Source organism: Streptomyces chromofuscus (assembly GCF_015160875.1).
Taxonomy (GTDB): Bacteria; Actinomycetota; Actinomycetes; order Streptomycetales; family Streptomycetaceae; genus Streptomyces; species Streptomyces chromofuscus.
Genome location: NZ_CP063374.1, coordinates 3,063,914 through 3,080,320 on the forward strand (window position 1 = coordinate 3,063,914; position 16,407 = coordinate 3,080,320).

15 protein-coding genes and 1 tRNA gene are annotated in these 16,407 nt (G+C 73.7%); 10 read left to right on the forward strand and 6 right to left on the reverse strand.

Translation table 11 applies throughout. The annotated features are described in order from the left end of the window. Positions 1–65 precede the first annotated feature (65 nt). On the forward strand, positions 66–593 hold the full coding sequence (locus tag IPT68_RS13720) for an RAD23 family protein (protein WP_189699050.1): 528 nt from the start codon (positions 66–68) through the stop codon (positions 591–593). Between the two features lie 95 nt (positions 594–688). On the opposite strand, the gene IPT68_RS13725 is transcribed toward IPT68_RS13720, so the two are convergent. From IPT68_RS13725 to IPT68_RS13735, 3 genes are all read right to left on the reverse strand, one after another. Continuing rightward, positions 689–1,558 carry a spermidine synthase gene (locus IPT68_RS13725; protein ID WP_189699051.1) on the reverse strand — a complete coding sequence of 290 codons (870 nt, stop codon included), beginning with the start codon at positions 1,556–1,558 and terminating at the stop codon, positions 689–691. Positions 1,559–1,668: 110 nt separating this feature from the next. Next, complete coding sequence (locus tag IPT68_RS13730) at positions 1,669–2,085, reverse strand: hypothetical protein (protein WP_189699052.1); 417 nt, start codon at positions 2,083–2,085, stop codon at positions 1,669–1,671. A 110-nt stretch (positions 2,086–2,195) separates the two neighbouring features. Further along, a complete protein-coding gene (locus IPT68_RS13735) occupies positions 2,196–2,339 on the reverse strand; it encodes a hypothetical protein (protein WP_189699053.1) in 144 nt (47 codons plus the stop codon). Positions 2,340–2,370: 31 nt separating this feature from the next. On the opposite strand from IPT68_RS13735, the gene IPT68_RS13740 reads away from it, so the two are divergent. Continuing rightward, positions 2,371–3,837, forward strand: a complete 1,467-nt coding sequence (locus IPT68_RS13740) for a hypothetical protein (RefSeq protein ID WP_189699054.1) — start codon at positions 2,371–2,373, stop codon at positions 3,835–3,837. Between the two features lie 444 nt (positions 3,838–4,281). Here the strand turns inward: IPT68_RS13740 and IPT68_RS13745 are convergent, their stop codons facing one another. Beyond that, positions 4,282–4,878: a histidine phosphatase family protein gene (locus IPT68_RS13745; RefSeq protein ID WP_189699055.1), complete on the reverse strand. Its 597-nt coding sequence runs from the start codon at positions 4,876–4,878 to the stop codon at positions 4,282–4,284. 204 nt (positions 4,879–5,082) lie between these two features. Between IPT68_RS13745 and IPT68_RS13750 the strand changes: the two genes are divergently transcribed. The 7 genes from IPT68_RS13750 to IPT68_RS13780 all read left to right on the forward strand — a co-directional run bounded on the left by IPT68_RS13750 (position 5,083) and on the right by IPT68_RS13780 (position 11,628). Further along, the gene (locus IPT68_RS13750; RefSeq protein WP_189699056.1) at positions 5,083–6,039 is read left to right on the forward strand and encodes a phosphatase PAP2 family protein; all 957 of its coding nucleotides are present in this window, start codon (positions 5,083–5,085) and stop codon (positions 6,037–6,039) included. Next, complete coding sequence (locus IPT68_RS13755) at positions 5,990–7,258, forward strand: hypothetical protein (protein WP_228040428.1); 1,269 nt, start codon at positions 5,990–5,992, stop codon at positions 7,256–7,258. The genes IPT68_RS13750 and IPT68_RS13755 overlap by 50 nt, the downstream gene beginning before the upstream one ends. Next, the gene (locus tag IPT68_RS13760; protein ID WP_189699057.1) at positions 7,249–8,862 is read left to right on the forward strand and encodes a hypothetical protein; all 1,614 of its coding nucleotides are present in this window, start codon (positions 7,249–7,251) and stop codon (positions 8,860–8,862) included. The genes IPT68_RS13755 and IPT68_RS13760 overlap by 10 nt, the downstream gene beginning before the upstream one ends. Beyond that, positions 8,859–10,199, forward strand: a complete 1,341-nt coding sequence (locus IPT68_RS13765; protein WP_189699058.1) for an AAA domain-containing protein — start codon at positions 8,859–8,861, stop codon at positions 10,197–10,199. Before IPT68_RS13760 ends, IPT68_RS13765 begins: the two co-directional genes overlap by 4 nt. 213 nt (positions 10,200–10,412) lie before the next feature. Further along, positions 10,413–10,775, forward strand: a complete 363-nt coding sequence (locus IPT68_RS13770) for a hypothetical protein (RefSeq protein WP_189699059.1) — start codon at positions 10,413–10,415, stop codon at positions 10,773–10,775. A 216-nt stretch (positions 10,776–10,991) separates the two neighbouring features. Further along, positions 10,992–11,564, forward strand: a complete 573-nt coding sequence (locus IPT68_RS13775) for a bifunctional DNA primase/polymerase (protein WP_407699462.1) — start codon at positions 10,992–10,994, stop codon at positions 11,562–11,564. Continuing rightward, positions 11,555–11,628, forward strand: a tRNA-Lys gene (locus IPT68_RS13780). Before IPT68_RS13775 ends, IPT68_RS13780 begins: the two co-directional genes overlap by 10 nt. Positions 11,629–11,694: 66 nt before the next feature. Here the strand turns inward: IPT68_RS13780 and IPT68_RS13785 are convergent. Next, the gene (locus tag IPT68_RS13785; protein WP_189699060.1) at positions 11,695–13,008 is read right to left on the reverse strand and encodes a M6 family metalloprotease domain-containing protein; all 1,314 of its coding nucleotides are present in this window, start codon (positions 13,006–13,008) and stop codon (positions 11,695–11,697) included. 366 nt (positions 13,009–13,374) lie between these two features. Between IPT68_RS13785 and IPT68_RS13790 the strand changes: the two genes are divergently transcribed. After that, complete coding sequence (locus tag IPT68_RS13790) at positions 13,375–15,228, forward strand: putative bifunctional diguanylate cyclase/phosphodiesterase (RefSeq protein ID WP_189699061.1); 1,854 nt, start codon at positions 13,375–13,377, stop codon at positions 15,226–15,228. Here the strand turns inward: IPT68_RS13790 and IPT68_RS13795 are convergent. Then, positions 15,207–16,295: an LLM class flavin-dependent oxidoreductase gene (locus tag IPT68_RS13795; protein WP_189699062.1), complete on the reverse strand. Its 1,089-nt coding sequence runs from the start codon at positions 16,293–16,295 to the stop codon at positions 15,207–15,209. The genes IPT68_RS13790 and IPT68_RS13795 overlap by 22 nt on opposite strands. Positions 16,296–16,407 lie beyond the last annotated feature (112 nt).

A 16,407-nucleotide genomic window follows, 5' to 3' on the forward strand; every position in this document is an offset into this window, starting at 1 on the left:
GACAACTCGTTGTCTGCCGTGGCCGGTGGGACAGCGGTGGTGTGGGTAAGGCAGGATGGCCCGCGATGCTCAGAGGAGTCGTACACGTACTTGCCTGGTCGCTCGCCACCGGTGCGGCGACCACGCTGTCGTGGTGGGGTGTCCACACGGTCATGACGGGCACGGCGTACGACCCACCGCGCGCCCTCCCGGTCACCGCGGCCGACCCGGCCACGCGTGAACCCCGGCCGAGCTCCACCCCGGTGAGCACGCCACGACCGGAACCGTCGCGGAGCCCTGCCGCCTCGCCGACGCGGAAGGCGCCCCCCACCCCTTCCGCCACCGCGAGCACCGGCCCGAGCGCGGTCCCGACCGCCGCCGCTTCCGCGTCCGGACAGGTCAGGAGCTACGCCACCGACGGTGGCCGGGCCGTCTTCGACCTCGGGGAGAACTCCGCGACGCTGGTGTCGGCGACCCCGGACGCGGGCTGGTCGATGCAGGTGTGGAAGACGGAGTCGTGGATCCGGGTGGAGTTCGCCGCGGGCGCCGAGCGGGTGTCGGTGTTCTGCACGTGGCACGACGGGCCGCCGCGGGTGGAGATCGGCACGTACTGAGCAGCGTTGGGGCGGGCCGGCGTCTGCGCGGGCCGGTTGTCGGGTGCGTGGCGGGCGTGCCGGACGGGCTGCTCCGCCGTGGCCGCGCGCGCGTGTCAGCGGAAGACCGACGGTGGGGGTGCCGGGGAGGCGACCGCCGCCGCGTCCGTGACCGGGGCGGCGCCTCCGGTGAAGTCGGTGAGCTGCCTGCCGTGTTCGACGCGGCCGGGATGGGGGTCGGAGGCGGCGCGGCGGGTCAGTTCGGCGAGCGGGAGCGGGTCGTCGGAGGCGACGAGGACGGCGTTGCCGAAGCGCTTCCCGCGGAGCACCGCCGGGTCGGCGACGAGGGCGAGCTCCGTGAAGCGCGCGGCGGCGGTGGCAATCTGGCCGCGCAGGTGGGCCAGTGGCGGTCCGTCGGCGAGGTTGGCGGCGTAGAGCCCACCGGGGCGCAGCGCCCTGCGGACCTCGTCGAGGAACTCGGTCGAGGTGAGGTGGGCGGGCGTCCGGGTCCCGCTGAACACGTCGGCGACGACCAGGTCGGCCCAGCCGTCCGGCACCTTCCCGAGCCCTTCGCGGGCATCCGTCGACCGCACCCGGATGCGCGCGCCCGGCGCCAACGGCAGTTCCCGGCGCACGAGTTCCACCAGGGGCGCGTCGCGTTCGACGACCTGCTGGGTGGAGCGGGGACGGGTGGCGGCGACGTAACGGGCGAGGGTGAGGGCGCCGCCGCCGAGGTGCACGGCCTGCAGAGGCTTGCCGGGCGGGGCGGCGAGGTCGATGACATGACCGAGGCGCCGCTGGTACTCGAAGGAGAGGTACGCGGGGTCGTCCAGGTCGACGTGCGACTGCGGGGCTCCGTCGATCAACAGCGTCCAGGCCCGCGCCCGGTCCCGGTCGGGGATGAGCTGGGCGAGCCCGCCGTCGACGGTCTCGACGACGGCTTCGACGGCGGCCTGCGACCGCCGTGGCTTCCTGGACTTTCCCATCCAGCCATTATCGGCGGGTCGGGCGGCTTCGGCTCAGCCGGCGTCGGCGCAGGTGGGCGCCGGGGCGCTGCGGGAAGGCGGGTGACGGCGGCCCGGGGCCGCCGTGCCCGTCAGCGGCAGTTGTCCGCCGCCTCGATCGTCCGTGCCGCCTCGCCCAGCGCCCGGCGCAGCACCGCCGGGTCGGTCGCCCGTTCCGCCTCGTCCGGCGGCAGCAGCCACGCCGAGCCGGGGAGCGCCTCGGGGCCGGCGGCCGGCGGCTGCGGAGCCAGGGACAGTCCGCGTCCGTCGGTCTCCGTGCACGTGCTGCCCGGCATGTCCCACGCCGCCGCCGTCCCGGGCGGCACCACGAAGCAGAGGGTGTCGCAGTCGTCGTCGTGCAGGACCGGTCCCACGGCCTCGACCTCACCGCGCCGGAGGATGTCCACCGCCTCCAGCCCCTGCCGGGCAGGAACCGTCACGAGGTCGCACGCCGGCAACGGCGCACGGGAATCGATGTTCTGGCTGGTCTCCATCCCGGCCTCCACCACGGAACCCTCCTTGGGCGTGCAGGTCGGGAGTCGGGCGGCTCCCGGTCCACAGGATTCAACGCCGCACGACGTCAACGGCTACGCGGAAGTGCGCCGCAAAGGATGGCAGTTCATGGCAGATGCTGGATGAGATATCCGGTTTGTAGCCAAACACTGCGTGGCGTGCCCGGCACAGCAGGTACGTTCTTGCCCGCCGGAATCAGGGCATCACTTTGAACACTGGACAAATAGTTCAACTGGCCCTTTTCCAGCATGGTTCGACGGTTCGCACGAGAGGACCCGGCCATGACGTCGTCAACGGTGACCTCGTCCCAGCCCAACCGGCCGCCGCGGCCGAACCTCGCCTTCCGGCGCCTGCGCGGCAGGCGCTCGCCCGCCGAGTTCGCCGCGGCGGTACGACGGGCCGCGCGCGAGATCGGTGAGCGGGTCAGCTGTGACGCGCGCTACATCGGACGGGTGGAGGCAGGTGAGATTCGTTGCCCCAACTACGCCTACGAACGGGTGTTCCTGCACATGTTCCCCGGGCGCACGCTCACCGATCTGGGGTTCGCTCCCCGTTCGTCCGTGCGCGGACGGGGCCGTGGGGCGCGCACGGACGAGGACACGCCCCCCGTTCACTCCATGAGCGCGGCGCAGGACGCCAGTGAGGCCCGTGGGGCGGGCGAGCCGTATGCCACGCAGGACCCGTATGACACGCAGGACACGTACGACACGCACATCAACTACGAGGAGAGCGACGTGCTGCGTCGCGCATTCATGACCGGCGGGGGCGCCACCGTGGCCGCCGCCTCGCTGGGCCCCTTCGGGCTCGCACTCGACGCGTCGGCGGCGGAACGCCCCGTGCGGCGCGCCGGGGCGAGCGAGGCGGGCGCACTCGAAGAGGCCGTTCGCAGAATCCGGTTGCTCGACGACCGGCACGGCGCGGACGGGTTGTACCGGCGCGCGGCGGCTCCGCTGCGCGCCGCTTACGCGCTGCTGGACGCCGGGGCGACACGGCAGGCGACCGCCGACCGACTGCACTCGGGCGCCGGTGAACTGGCCATCTCCGTGGGCTGGCTGGCGCACGACTCGGGGCGGTTCGACGACGCGCGTTCGCACTACGCGGAGGCGCTGGCGACCGCGCGGATGACCGGCGATCCGGGGCTGGAGGCGCACGCCTTCTGCAACACGGCGTTCCTCGCGCGGGACGCCGGACGGCCGCGCGAGGCGGTGCGGGCGGCGCAGGCCGCGCAGCGGATCGCACGGCCCCTGGGGTCGGCTCGGCTGATGTCCCTGCTGGCGTTGCGCGAGGCGGGGGGCTGGGCGGGGCTCGCCGACCGCACCGGGTGCGCGCAGGCGCTCACACGCGCGCATGCCCTCTTCGAGCGAGGCCCCTCGGACGCCGACCCGGAGTGGATGACCTTCTACGGCGAGGCCGAGTTGGAGGTGCTGGAGGCGCAGTGCTGGTCGACGCTGGGCGACTGGACGCGGGCCGCCCGGCACGCCCGGAGGGCGGCGCACCTCCAGGATCCGCACTTCACCCGCAACATCGCGCTGTACACGGCGGAGCTCGCGGACGATCTCGCGCGCGGGGGGCGACCCGACGAGGCCGCCGCGGCGGGCATGCGGGTGCTTGATCTGCTGGACGAGGTGCAGTCGTCGCGGATCCAGGCGATGTTGGCGGGGACGGCGCGGGTGCTGCTGCCGCACCGGCGGGCCTCGGGGGTGTCGGGGTTCCTGGAGCGGCACGCTTCGTTGCCGCGGTCCGTGTGACGCGGGCGGGGGTACGGCGTCCTCGTGCCTGGCGGCGGGCCAGGCACGGCGGTGCCGCCCCGCGCGGGTTGACGTGCGGCTCTCTCGGCCCTGCGAGCCCTTGGCACGCACTTACGTACGTACACGTCCTCGTCCCTGCGCCCTCGCAGCACGGGACGTACGCGTCCTTGACCCCTGCGCCACGCAGCACGCACGTACGCGTCCTTGACCCCTGCGCCACGCAGCACGCACGTACGCGTCCTTGACCCCTGCGCCACGCAGCACGCACGTACGCGTCCTTCACCCCTGCGCCACGCAGCACGCACGTACGCGTCCTTCACCCCTGCGCCACGCAGCACGCACGTACGGCGTCCTCGGCGTCACCGGCCACCCGAACCATTCGTACGGCGTAACTCACCCGGTCGGCGACCCGCAGCCAGGGCAGCCACGGCAGCCACGCGGCGGCTACCCCGCGAGATGCCCCACGTCGTTCCAGCTCTCGATCGCGGGCTCCCCGTACGCCCAGCCCAGCACCGACAAGGACGTCGGATGGAGGCGGATGCGGGCCGCGAAGTCGATCGGCAGGCCCAGCCAGCGGGCGCCGATCGAGCGGAGGACGTGGCCGTGGGCGAAGACCAGGACGTCGCGGTCCTGTGAGCGGGCCCACGTGACGACCTCGTCCGCGCGGGCGGTCACCGCGGCCGGGGTCTCGCCCTCGGGGACGCCGTCGCGCCAGATCAGCCAGCCGGGACGCAGGGACTGGATCTCGGCCGGGGTCAGGCCCTCGTACGCGCCGTAGTCCCATTCCAGGAGCGCGTCCCAGGTGGCGGCCCGGGAGCCGAAGCCGGCCAGCTCGCAGGTCTCCCGCGCGCGGGAGAGCGGGCTGGTGCGGACCTCGACGTCCGGGAGCCCGGCGTAAGGCGCCTGGTGAAGGCGCTCGCCGAGGAGTTTCGCGCCGCGCCGGCCCTCGTCGAGGAGGGGGATGTCGGTCCTGCCGGTGTGCTTGCCGGCCAGCGACCACTCCGTCTGCCCGTGCCGGGCCAGCAGGATGCGCGGTGCCATGAGGGGACGGGGCCTTTCCTGGAGAACTGAGGCGGAACCCCTCCATCATCGCGCACCCTGTTCGGGGGCAACCCCGGGGGGCGATCTCGGCGTCTATCAGGGCCGGAAGGGCACCCGTAGAGGGCTGACACATACACCGTAAAGTGGTTCGACCGGCCGCCGGGCCGAGGGGCGCCGCGCGACGAGAAGGGGGAGGGCGATCGGATGCCGCACGCCGAGGCACCGGGCATCGAGGCGGTCCCTCATTCTCCCCGGCTGCGCTGGTGGGCCGAACTGCCGCTGATCCTTCTGGTGTACGCCTGCTATTCGGCGGGCCGGCTGCTCGCCCGCGGCGACGTCACCACCGCCGTCGACCACGGCCTGGCGATACTGCGCGTCGAGAAGGCCCTGCACCTCAACGCCGAGCACCCGCTCAACCGCCTGTTCACACGGGAAGCGTGGATCGGCGTACCGGCCGACTTCTGGTACGCGTCGCTGCACTACCTGGTCACGCCCGCGCTGCTCATATGGCTCTTCCGCTCCCGGACCGTGCGGTACCGCGCGGCCCGCACCTGGCTGATGACGGCCACCTTCATCGGTCTCGTCGGCTTCACGCTGATGCCGACCTGCCCGCCGCGCCTGCTGTCGGCCGGGTACGGGTTCGTGGACACCATGGCCCAGTACAGCTCGTACGGCTGGTGGGCCGGCGAGGCGAGCGCGCCGCGCGGGCTGGGCGACATGACCAACCAGTACGCCGCGATGCCGAGCCTGCACGTGGGCTGGGCGCTGTGGTGCGGGGTGATTTTGTGGCGGTACGGCGGCACCCGCCTCGCCAAGGCCGCGGGGGTCGTGTACCCGCTGGTGACCACCGTCGTGGTGATGGGCACCGCCAACCACTACTTCCTCGACGCGGTCGCGGGTGCCGCCGTGATGGGTGCCGGTCTGCTGCTGGCGCCGTACGTGACGCGGTGCGCGAACGGCGTGCGGACGTGGCTGACGGCGCGTACCGCACCGGCCGCACCGGACTCTCTTACCGCTCGTGCCTCGATTGTCAGTGGTGGATGTCAGACTTCGGCGGGTGAGCGAATTCCACGGCAGCGCGAGTCGCGGTTCGGACCAGGAGCCGAGCCGGGTGCCTCCCCCACGGACGCGGGGGACGGCGCTCCGGCACCGGCTCGCTGAGCTGCGCGGTCCCGACCTTCCGGCCAAGGCGCTGGACGCGCGCGCCCTGGCGGCCCTCGCCGCCAACCCGGGCTGCCGGCGCCGCGCGATCCTGGACGGCGCCGGGGTGAACAAGGCGGCACTGGCGGACGCGCTGGGCTCGCCCTCGGCGTTCGGGCAGTCGCAGTTCGCCTTCATGCGGGGCAACGCGTTCGAGGCGCGGGTCAAGGCGGACGGCGGCGCGGAGCTGCTGCGGCTGGCGCACGAGAAGCTGGATCCGCGCGCCGAGCCACCCGCGCACGCGCGCGTGCCGGAGCTGTCCGCCATCGGCCCCGAGGGGCGTGCCGCGCGGACGGCGCTGGCGCTGCGCGAGGCCGTCGAGGCCGGCGGCTGGACGCTGCTCGACCATCCGATGCTCGCGCTCGACGTGGCCGGCTCCCCCGCGTTCCTGGAGCCCGACGCCGTGGTCGTGCACCCGGACGGCGGCTGGACGGTCGTGGAGATCAAGTCGTTCCCGATGCTGGACGGCTCGGCGGACCCCGCGAAGGTGGGCGCGGCGGCCCGGCAGGCGGCGGTGTACGTGCTGGCGCTGGAGGCGGTCGCCGCCCGCATGGAGCCCGCCCCGCCGGTGCGGCACCGGGTCCTGCTGGTCTGCCCGAAGGACTTCTCGAACCTGTCCACCGCCTCGGCCGTCGACGTGCGCAAGCAGCGCGCCGTCACCCTGCGCCAGCTGACCCGCCTCACCCGCATCGAGGACATCGCCGACACGCTCCCCGAGGGCACGTGCTTCTCCCCCGAGCTGCCCGCCGACCGGCTCACCGCCGCGGTCGAGTCGGTTCCGGCGACGTACGCTCCCGAGTGCCTGTCCGCGTGCGAGCTGGCCTTCCACTGCCGTGAGCGCTCCCGCGCCCGGGGCGCGGTGACCTCCCTCGGCCGCTCGGTCCGCGCGGAACTGGGCGGTCTGACGACCGTCGGGGACGTCCTCGCCGCGGCCCGGGGCGAGGCCGGCGACCCGGACGACCCGGCGGTGGCGGCCCTGCGCCGCGCGGCACGCCTGCGCGCGGAGGCCCTGGGCGCGCAGCACCGCGGCACACCCGACGCACCCGTACTGCCCGACGCCCCCGCACTGGACGACGAACAGCACCCCCAGGCACCCCGCCGGCACCGCGACGCACCCCACCCGCACCCCGACGCACCCCGCCGGCGCGCCGAGTCCCCGGAGGCCGCCCGGTGTCGCTGATCTCCACCCTCGCCCGTCTGGAGGCCGTCGACACCGGCCGCGCCCAGCCCACCGCCACCGTCCGGCACCGGCACCTGTCCGAGCGTCCCCTCGTCCTCGTGCCGCTGACCACCGCCGGCGAGGCCGGCGCCCCGCTCGGCGCCATGGTCGGCACCGACCGGGACGCCCCGCGCCTGCTGGTCGTGCCGCAGCCGCGCGACCGCGACCTCCGATTCACCTTCCTGGCCGAACTGGCGGACGTCGTCCTGCCCCACATCGACGCCCACGCCGAGAGCGTCGAGGCGGCCGAGCGCACCGAGACCGACCCGGAGACCGGCAAGCGGGTCAAGGTCGAGGTCGAGCTGTGCGCGGACGCCGCGCAGGTGATCGTGCCGAGCCGCGCGGGCATCGACTTCGTACGGCTGCTGGGGCGCTCGATGCGCTTTCGCCGTACGGCGGAACAGGACCCGGAGGCGCCCCATCCCGCGCCGCCGAGGGTGCCGCTGCTCGGCCGGTGGCTGACGCACTACGGGGAGCGGGCCCGGGTTCCCGGCTCCTCGCTGCTGCTGGCCCTGACGGAGGTGCTGTCCCGGCACTGGGCGACCGGCCAGTCCAGCCTGGAGGACCAGCACCTGGGCGCACTGCTCGCCTGGATCGACCCGCCGGAGGGGACGACCGGCGCCGAGGCCGCGCTGCGGGCGGAGCTGCACCGGGACGCGCAGGGCCGGCTCGTCTGCCCGCCGGCGGGCCCGGCCACCGACCCGGCGTTCGACAACAAGCTGCTCGCCCCGGCCATCGCGCGCTACGACCGCGCGCGCACCGCCCTCGCCGCCGCCGAGGACGGTCTGGAGGCGGACGACCGGCTCGGTGACGTCACGGCGGCCGAGCAGCAGATCCGGGCGCTGATCGAGCGGGTCACGCGCCCCACCTGGGACGCGGTCTGGCACGGCCTGGACCTGCTGCGGGAGCTGCCGGAGGGCGCGCGGGTCGAGGAGCGGTGGACCCGCGACCGCTGGTCTTTCACCGGCCACCGTGACCGGGTGCTCGCGGGTGAGCCCCCGCAGCCGCGCCGCGACGACGCGGTCACGGCGGCGAACAAGCTGGCCGCGCGCGAACGCGAGCAGGCCCGGCTGGAGGCACAGGAGGCCCTCGACGATCCGCTGGTGATGGCGGGTCGGCGGCTGTCCGGGGAGGCGTTCGCGGGCGAGGTCACGGAGGTGGTCATGGCGTACAGCGAGGGCAAGCGCCCCAGCCCGCGCCCGCTGGTCACCGTCCGCACGGACGACCGGCCGCACCTGGGCGAGCGGGCGAAGGTGTACCGGTCGCTGGGCGGCAAACCGCAGTCCGCCGAGTTCGTCGGACATGAGGACGCCGGTGCCCAGGGCGACGGCGGCACGCTGATCGTCCTGCGGATCCTCGACAAGATGGGCCGCGGCAAGGAGCCCGAGGCCGGGTCCGTGCCGGAGAAGGGCGACGCGGTGTGCTTCACGCTGTTCGAGCACGAGCAGCGGGGCGGCGCGAAGCTGCCCGACCCGGAGCAGACCCCGTGGACGCACGGCGGGCCGCCCGGTGAGCGGACCGATGCCGAGCCCGCCGATCCCGTGACCGAGGAGGACGTCCTGTGACCACGCAGACCGCCTTCGACCCCGGTGCCGCGGCGGCCCGCGCCACCGGCGCGATCCTTCACGACACGCTGCACGGCGCGCACCGCGGTGTCGTCGTCGACTCCCCACCCGGCGCCGGGAAGTCCACGCTGGTGGTCCGCGCGGCACGGGAACTGGCCGACGCGGGCCGCCCGCTGATGGTCGTCGCGCAGACCAACGCGCAGGTCGACGACCTCGTCCTGCGGCTCGCCGAGAAGAGCCCGGAGCTGCCGGTGGGCCGGCTGCACAGCAGCGACAGCGACCCGTACGACAAGGCTCTGGACGACCTGCCGCACGTACGGAAGTCGGCGAAGGCGGCGGACCTCGCCGGCCTGCCCGTGGTCATCTCCACAGCCGCGAAGTGGGGCCATGTGAAGGTCGACGAGCCGTGGCGGCACGCGATCGTCGACGAGGCGTACCAGATGCGGTCGGACTCGCTGCTCGCCGTGGCCGGTCTGTTCGAGCGGGCGCTGTTCGTGGGCGATCCCGGCCAGCTGGACCCGTTCGCCATCGTGGGCAGCGAGCAGTGGGCGGGCCTGTCGTACGACCCGTCGGCGTCCGCGGTCACCACCCTGCTGGCCCACAACCCCGAGCTGCCGCAGCACCGGCTGCCGGTGTCCTGGCGGCTGCCCGCCTCGGCGGCGCCGCTGGTCTCGGACGCGTTCTACCCGTACACGCCGTTCCGCAGCGGCACCGGGCACGGCGACCGGCGGCTCGGCTTCGGCGTCCCGTCGGACGGCTCCGCGCCCGACCGGGTGATCGACGAGGCGGCGGAGTCGGGCTGGGGCCTGCTGGAGCTGCCCGCCCGGCACACGCCGCGTACCGATCCGGAGGCGGTGCGGGCGGTGGCGACGGTGGTACGACGGCTGCTGGACCGGGGTGGTGCGGCCACATCGGAGCGCTCGCCCGACCCGACGCCGCTGACCGCCGACCGGATCGCCGTCGGCACGGCCCACCGCGACCAGGCGGCGGCCGTCCGGGCGGCCCTCGCCGAGCTGGGCGCGGGCGAGGTCACGGTGGACACGGCGAACCGTCTCCAGGGCCGGGAGTACGACGTCACGGTCGTCCTGCATCCCCTGTCCGGTCGCCCCGACGCCACCGCCTTCCACCTGGAGACCGGCCGTCTGTGCGTGCTGGCCTCGCGCCACCGGCACGCGTGCATCGTGGTCTGCCGGGCGGGGGTGGGCGAGCTGCTCGACGACTACCCGTCGACGGAGCCGGTCCAGCTGGGGACGGTGGTGAAGTTCCCGGACGGCTGGGAGGCCAACCACGCGGTGCTGGCCCACCTCGCCGAGCACCGGGTGACGTGGCGGCCGTGAGCGGCGCCCGCCGGACGGAGCCGCGCACGCCGCCCGGGGCGGCCCATGCATACGGCCCCGCCCGACTGGGAAGCGAATCACCCGGTGCCGGCCCGTCTCGCCGGGCACCGGGTGTCCTGGTCCCGGGGCCCCCTTGCGCGGACGCGAGAGAATGGAGGGTGGCCCACCTGGAACAGGCGGCGCCATCGAACCGTACGAGGAGGAGATGAGGACATGGCGGAGCCCACGCCGCGTCGGAACGAACCGCGGCTACGCCCCGCGCCCCTGCTCTTCGAGCCCGCGGAAGCGGCCTCCGACCCCGAGCACTTCTTCGATCTCGAGTCGATCGACGACCCCCGGACGCTGCTGGCACGGGCCACGGAGCTGACGCAGGCCTTCCGGGCGGCGGCGGACCGGGCGGTGGAGTACCAGGCCATGGCGGCGGCGCAGCTCGCCGACCCCCGCCGGTTCGACCGGCTGACGGCCGCGGACATCGCCGAGCAGGCCGAGTGGACCGAGGACTACGCCAAGAAGATGGTGGAGTTCGGCCGGGACCTGCTGCGGGGAGTCGACGCGCGGGGCCCGGACCCCGTCTGAGCGGCCACCGCTGAAGCCCCCGGACAACCGGCACTGACGGCCGGCCTGCGGCCACTGGGCGCGCCGACGCGGGCTCCTCAGGGGCCGACGACGGCGCCCCGCGCCCACCCGGTGGGCATATGCCGGCCGCGTAAGGTACCCCGATCCACCCCCCGCTGTCCCGGTTTCCGGCAACTCTCGGCGACGCGACGTTCACCCCCGGTACCTGTGGACGCCATGAGCAGCAGCACACTGACCTCGGACGGCGCAGCCTGGCTCGCCTCGGCAGGAACGTATCCGCGCAGCACCCTCGCCTTCTGGGAGGAGCGCCCGGACGCCCCCGTGGTGCTGCCCTGCGGTTCCGCCTTCGACATCGTGAGCGTGCCCGCGATCTTCGGGCGCCGGATGCTGGACCGGCTGTGGGACGAGGGCCCGGGGTCGGGACCGGTCGCGGTGTTCCGCGGCCGGATGCTGCTGTTCGCCGCGCCGGGCACGGCCCAACGGCTGCCCTCGCTGCTGGAGTGGGAGGAGTGGGGTGCCACCGGGCCGGGATCCCCCAGCCGTACGGCCGCCATCCCGCCCCTGCTGTGCCATGGCACCGGCGACGCGGTCACCGTTCCCGCACCCACCGGTGCGCCGGCCTCCGACGCCCGCTGGCTCGTCGCCCCCGACACCCGTCAGCCCTGGCTCCCGGGCCCCGAAATCCTGCTCTGGGCGGCCCTCCGGGCCGCCCGTTCGGCGGTGCGGATATCGATTTTTCCTCCCCCCGACCTGGATGCTAATGTCTACGACGTCAGCAGGCGCCGCTAGCTCAGTTGGTTAGAGCAGCTGACTCTTAATCAGCGGGTCCGGGGTTCGAGTCCCTGGCGGCGCACGTTGTCGATGGCGAGGCTGTTCGCGAAGCGCGAACGTCCTCGCCATCGTCGTTTCGGCCGGGGGATCACCCGTTCGCGATCTTCACCGTCCACGCCCCCGAAGCCGTGCGCCCCTCCACCTCCACCCGTACGCCGGTTCCCGGCACGGTGAAGCTCTCCCCGAGCTCGACCGGCGCGTCCGCGAGCGGTGGGTACACCGAGCCCTCCCAGCACGCCTCCGTGTGCGGGTGGGCGTCGATCACCTGGACCGGGCCCCCGCCGGACTCGGCGCCGGCGTGGACGCGGTAGACGAGGACGCCCTGCCGGCAGCTCTCCTGATCGTTGCCGACGGAGCCCCGCGCCTCGATGGCCAGGACGCTGTCGGCCCCGGTGCGCACCACCGCCAGCTTGGTGCCGCGGCCCAGCCCGAAGGCCGGGGCGCCGGCCGCGGCGACGCCCGGCTGTCCGGGCCCGGCGCCGAGCGACTCCAGTGTCAGCCGCACGGGCCGGTCGCCCTGCACGCAGACCACCTGCCGGGGCTCCAGCCAGCCCAGCTTCCACTTGTGCCAGCCGAACAGGTCGGGAGCCAGTCCGAACTGGCTGCCCATCAGGTCCCAGTCACCCACATGGGTGTCCCAGTCGCCCTTTCCGTCGACCGGGCGGTGGTAGAGGTCCGGCAGGTCGAAGACGTGACCCGTCTCATGCGCGAGGACGAGCCGGTCCGGCGGATGGTTTTCGAACACCGTGACGACCCGGCGGATGTCGGTGCCGTCGGCGCGCAGAGGAGTGTCCAGGTTGACCACTTTCGTGGCATCGGAGTCGACGCCGGGCGCATGCGGGTCGGCGACGAAGTAGACGACGTCGTAGTGGGAGAAGTCGACCTGGCCGTCGGCGGCGGCCAGGGCGTCGCGCAAATAGGCGGCCCGGTGCGAGGCGGTCCAGTCGCGCTGTATGGCGTACGCCGTCGAAGGGCGCGGCATGCGGATCCAGCGCTTCAGCGGGTGCTCGCGCAGGCGGAACTTGCCGTACGAGGCGCTCGCGAAGTAGCGGCTGGTGGCCGGGAAGTGGTCGGCGGCCAGTTCGGCCGGGGTGGTCAGCGGGCGGGAGTCCGGGAAGGACAGGAAGACCATCACCGCGTCCAGCGCGCCGGCCGGCCGGGGATAGGCGGTGTTCCAGGTGTCCAGGCCCTCGGAGTGGTGGGCCTTGGTGCGGGTGAGGGCACAGGGCGCCGCGGCGAAGGGCTCCGCGACCGAGGGGCAGGTGATGAGGGAGGTGGCCGCGAGCGCCGACAGGGTGGTGAACACGGCCGCGGTGCTGCGCAGTCGGGGGCGGGCGGCTTGGCGGCCGAGCCCCCTGAATGCCTCACGGGTGCGTTCCCCCAAGGGCTGCTGGCGCGGCACATGGACCTCCGGATGCGTTCACGGGACACCGCATCCAGCCTGTGTGAATTTATTGTTGTATGCCCTGTTTGCCTGCACCGGACGAGTGAGGAGTCCGGGGTCCCGGCGGGGTCACTGAACCGGCCGACACCCCCGAACCGCTCACAGACCGTCACAATCGGTCGAGCCATGGGAGAACCGGGCCTCAGACGGGCAGAAACGATCTGTCAGGAGGGCGGGCCGTTCCGCGCGAGTTCCGCGACACTGGACAGTGGGCTGCGAGCGTCGTCGGCAGCCCTCTATGATCGGCACACTTTCCTGACCTTGCCTGCCCGGACAGAGGTCGAGCAGAGATCGAGCAGATCGAGTGCACTGCGGGAGCGAGCGGTGAGCGGAACGTCCGAAGGGCCGACGCCCGCGGCAGACCTCATCGGGCCGGCCGTCACAGACAGTAATAGCCAGGCGTCGCGAAGTACCGGGACCGACGGGGCCGACAGGACCGACGCCTCCGACTCCTACCGATCGGCCTTCGCCGCGGCCCCGCTGGCGATGGCGGTCGTCGACCGCGAGGGCCTCGTCGTCAGCGCCAACGCGGCCCTCGCCGACCTGCTCGGCACGAGCCCCGGCGAACTGGCCGGACGGGTCGCCGCCGACCTGGTCGACCTGGCCTCCGACGCGCGCACCTGGCACGCGTACCGCGAGGTGCTGCGCGGCCGGGAGGCCCGACTGCGGTGCAGCCGGCGGCTGAAGCACCCCGACGGGCACAGCGTCTGGGTGCAGGTCACCGTCGCCCCGCTGCCCGACCGCGCGAACGGCGTGCTGCTGACCGCCGCCGACATCAGCGCCCGCCGTGAACTCCAGGGCAGGCTGCGGCACTTGCAGATGCACGACCCGGTGACCCGGCTGCCCAACCGGACCCTGTTCTTCGAGCGCCTGTCGGCCGCCCTCGACGTGGAGTCGTACGAGCGCGGCGGCACCGGCCGGATCGGCCTGTGCTACCTCGACCTCGACGGCTTCAAGGCGGTCAACGACACCCTCGGCCACCGGGTCGGGGACCGGCTGCTCGCGGCCGTGGCCGAGCGGCTGGGCCGCTGCGCGGACCAGGCGGGTCACGGCAGGGCGAGCGCGCCGCTGGTGGCCAGGCTGGGCGGCGACGAGTTCGCGCTGCTGGTCGAGGACTCCACGGGCACCGAGCAACTCGCCGACCTGGCCGAGTCCGTGCTCACGGCCCTGCAGGAGCCCTTCGACCTCGCCGGTCAGCGGCTGTCCCTTTCGGCGTCGATCGGGGTCGTCGAGCGGCAGGCCGCCGGCACCACCGCGACCGGGCTGATGCAGGCGGCGGACACCACGCTGTACTGGGCGAAGGCGGACGGCAAGTCCCGCTGGACGCTGTTCGACCCGGAGCGCAACGCCCACCGCATGACCCGGCAGGCGCTCGCCTCCACGCTCCGTCCGGCCATCGACCGGGGCGAGTTCGTCCTGGAGTACCAGCCGCTGGTCGGGATGGCGGACGGGCGGCTGAGCGGGGTCGAGGCGTTGGTCCGTTGGAACCACCCGCAGTTCGGCATGCTGACGCCGAATCGGTTCATCGGACTGGCGGAGGAGGACGGCGCGATCGTTCCCCTGGGGCGCTGGGTGCTCGCCACCGCCTGCCGTCAGGCCCGCCGCTGGCAGCTCGAACGCCCCGACGACCCGCCCCTGTTCGTCTCCGTCAACGTGGCCGTGCGCCAGGTCTGGGACTCCGACCTGGTCGCGGACGTCGCCGAGACCCTGGCCGAGACGGGCCTCGCCCCGCAGCTGCTCCAGCTGGAGTTGACCGAGTCCGCGGTGATGGGCTCCGCGGGCCGCCCGTTGCAGGCCCTGCAGGCGCTCAGCGAGATGGGCGTGCGCATCGCCATCGACGACTTCGGCACCGGTTACTCCAACCTCGCCTACCTCAGCCGGCTGCCGGTGTCGGTGCTGAAGCTGGACGGGTCCTTCGTCCGGGGCTTCCAGTACGAGGACTCGGGCGCCCATCCCAGCCCGGCCGACGAGGTCATCGTGGAGGCGATGATCCAGCTGGCGCACCGGCTGGGACTGACCGTGACCGCGGAGTGCGTCGAGACCTCGGCACAGGCCGGCCGGCTGCGCCGGATCGGGTGCGACACCGGGCAGGGGTGGCTGTACTCCCGGCCGGTGCCGCCGGATCGCATCTCCCAGTTGCTCCGCTGCCCGTTCGGTCAGGCGGTTGGCAACCCGTAGGCGTCCGCGATCAGTTCGTAGGAACGCAGGCGGATCTCGCCGGTGTGCGCGTTCGCCGTGATCATCAACTCGTCGGCGCCGGTGCGCTTGTGAAGGTCGTCCAGGCCCGCGCGGACCTCGTCCGGGGTGCCATGGATGACGTTGGCGTTCCAGGAGGTGACGAACTCCCGCTCCAGCGGGCTGAACTCGTACGCCTCGGCCTCCTCCGGCGTGGGCACGAGTCCCGGCCGTCCGGTGCGCAGCCGGAGCATGCTGAGCGCGGCGGCGCGGACCTGGCGCCGGGCCTCCTTCTCGTCGTCGGCCGCGAGCGCGGAGACGCCGATGAGGGCGTACGGCGCGTCGAGAACGGCGGACGGCTTGAAGGACTCCCGGTAGAGGTCGAGCGCGGGAATGGTGTTCTGCGCGGAGAAGTGGTGGGCGAACGCGAAGGGCAGGCCGAGCAGGCCGGCCAGGCGGGCGCTGAACCCGGAGGAGCCGAGCAGCCAGATCGGCGGGCGGTGCGGGGACTGGACGCCGCCGGGCGAGGTGGCCTGGACGGGGCCGGGGACCGCGTGGATACGGCGGTAGGGGTGGCCGTCGGGGAAGTCGTCGTCCAGGAACCGGGTCAGCTCGACGAGCTGCTCGGGGAAGTCGTCGGCGCCCTCGTTCAGCCGGTCGGTGCGGCGCAGGGCGGCCGCGGTGGCGCCGTCGGTTCCGGGGGCGCGGCCGAGGCCCAGGTCGATGCGGCCGGGGGCCATCGCCTCCAGCGTGCCGAACTGCTCGGCGATCACCAGCGGGGCGTGGTTGGGCAGCATCACGCCGCCCGAGCCGAGCCGGAGGCGGTCGGTGTGAGCGGCGAGATGGGCGAGGATCACGGCCGGGGAGGAGGAGGCGACGCCGGGCATGGAGTGGTGCTCGGCGACCCAGTACCGGTGGAAACCGCGGGCCTCCGCGAGCCGGGACAGCGAGACGCTGGTGCGCAGGGCGTCGGTGGCGGTGCGGCCCGCGCCGACGGTCACCAGGTCCAGTACGGAGAGGGGGACGGGGGCGCTGCCGTGTGCGGTGCCGCGGATCTCGTCGTCCGGCAAGGGATGCCTCCTGGTATCGGGCCGTGCGGTGTCCTCCAGCCGCTAACAGGAGACGGTCCCCGCTTATTCCCCCCGCGCCGTCGCCGAGCTTCCTGGGGTCGCGCGTTCTCAC

Bases quoted from the DNA above. Each gene is read 5' to 3' on its own strand.
- IPT68_RS13720 (WP_189699050.1), top strand. From the start codon at position 66: ATGCTCAGAGGAGTCGTACACGTACTTGCCTGGTCGCTCGCCACCGGT.
- IPT68_RS13775 (WP_407699462.1), top strand. From the start codon at position 10,992: ATGAGCAGCAGCACACTGACCTCGGACGGCGCAGCCTGGCTCGCCTCG.
- IPT68_RS13740 (WP_189699054.1), top strand. From the start codon at position 2,371: ATGACGTCGTCAACGGTGACCTCGTCCCAGCCCAACCGGCCGCCGCGG.
- IPT68_RS13725 (WP_189699051.1), bottom strand. From the start codon at position 1,558: ATGGGAAAGTCCAGGAAGCCACGGCGGTCGCAGGCCGCCGTCGAAGCC.
- IPT68_RS13735 (WP_189699053.1), bottom strand. From the start codon at position 2,339: ATGCTGGAAAAGGGCCAGTTGAACTATTTGTCCAGTGTTCAAAGTGAT.
- IPT68_RS13745 (WP_189699055.1), bottom strand. From the start codon at position 4,878: ATGGCACCGCGCATCCTGCTGGCCCGGCACGGGCAGACGGAGTGGTCG.
- IPT68_RS13750 (WP_189699056.1), top strand. From the start codon at position 5,083: ATGCCGCACGCCGAGGCACCGGGCATCGAGGCGGTCCCTCATTCTCCC.
- IPT68_RS13770 (WP_189699059.1), top strand. From the start codon at position 10,413: ATGGCGGAGCCCACGCCGCGTCGGAACGAACCGCGGCTACGCCCCGCG.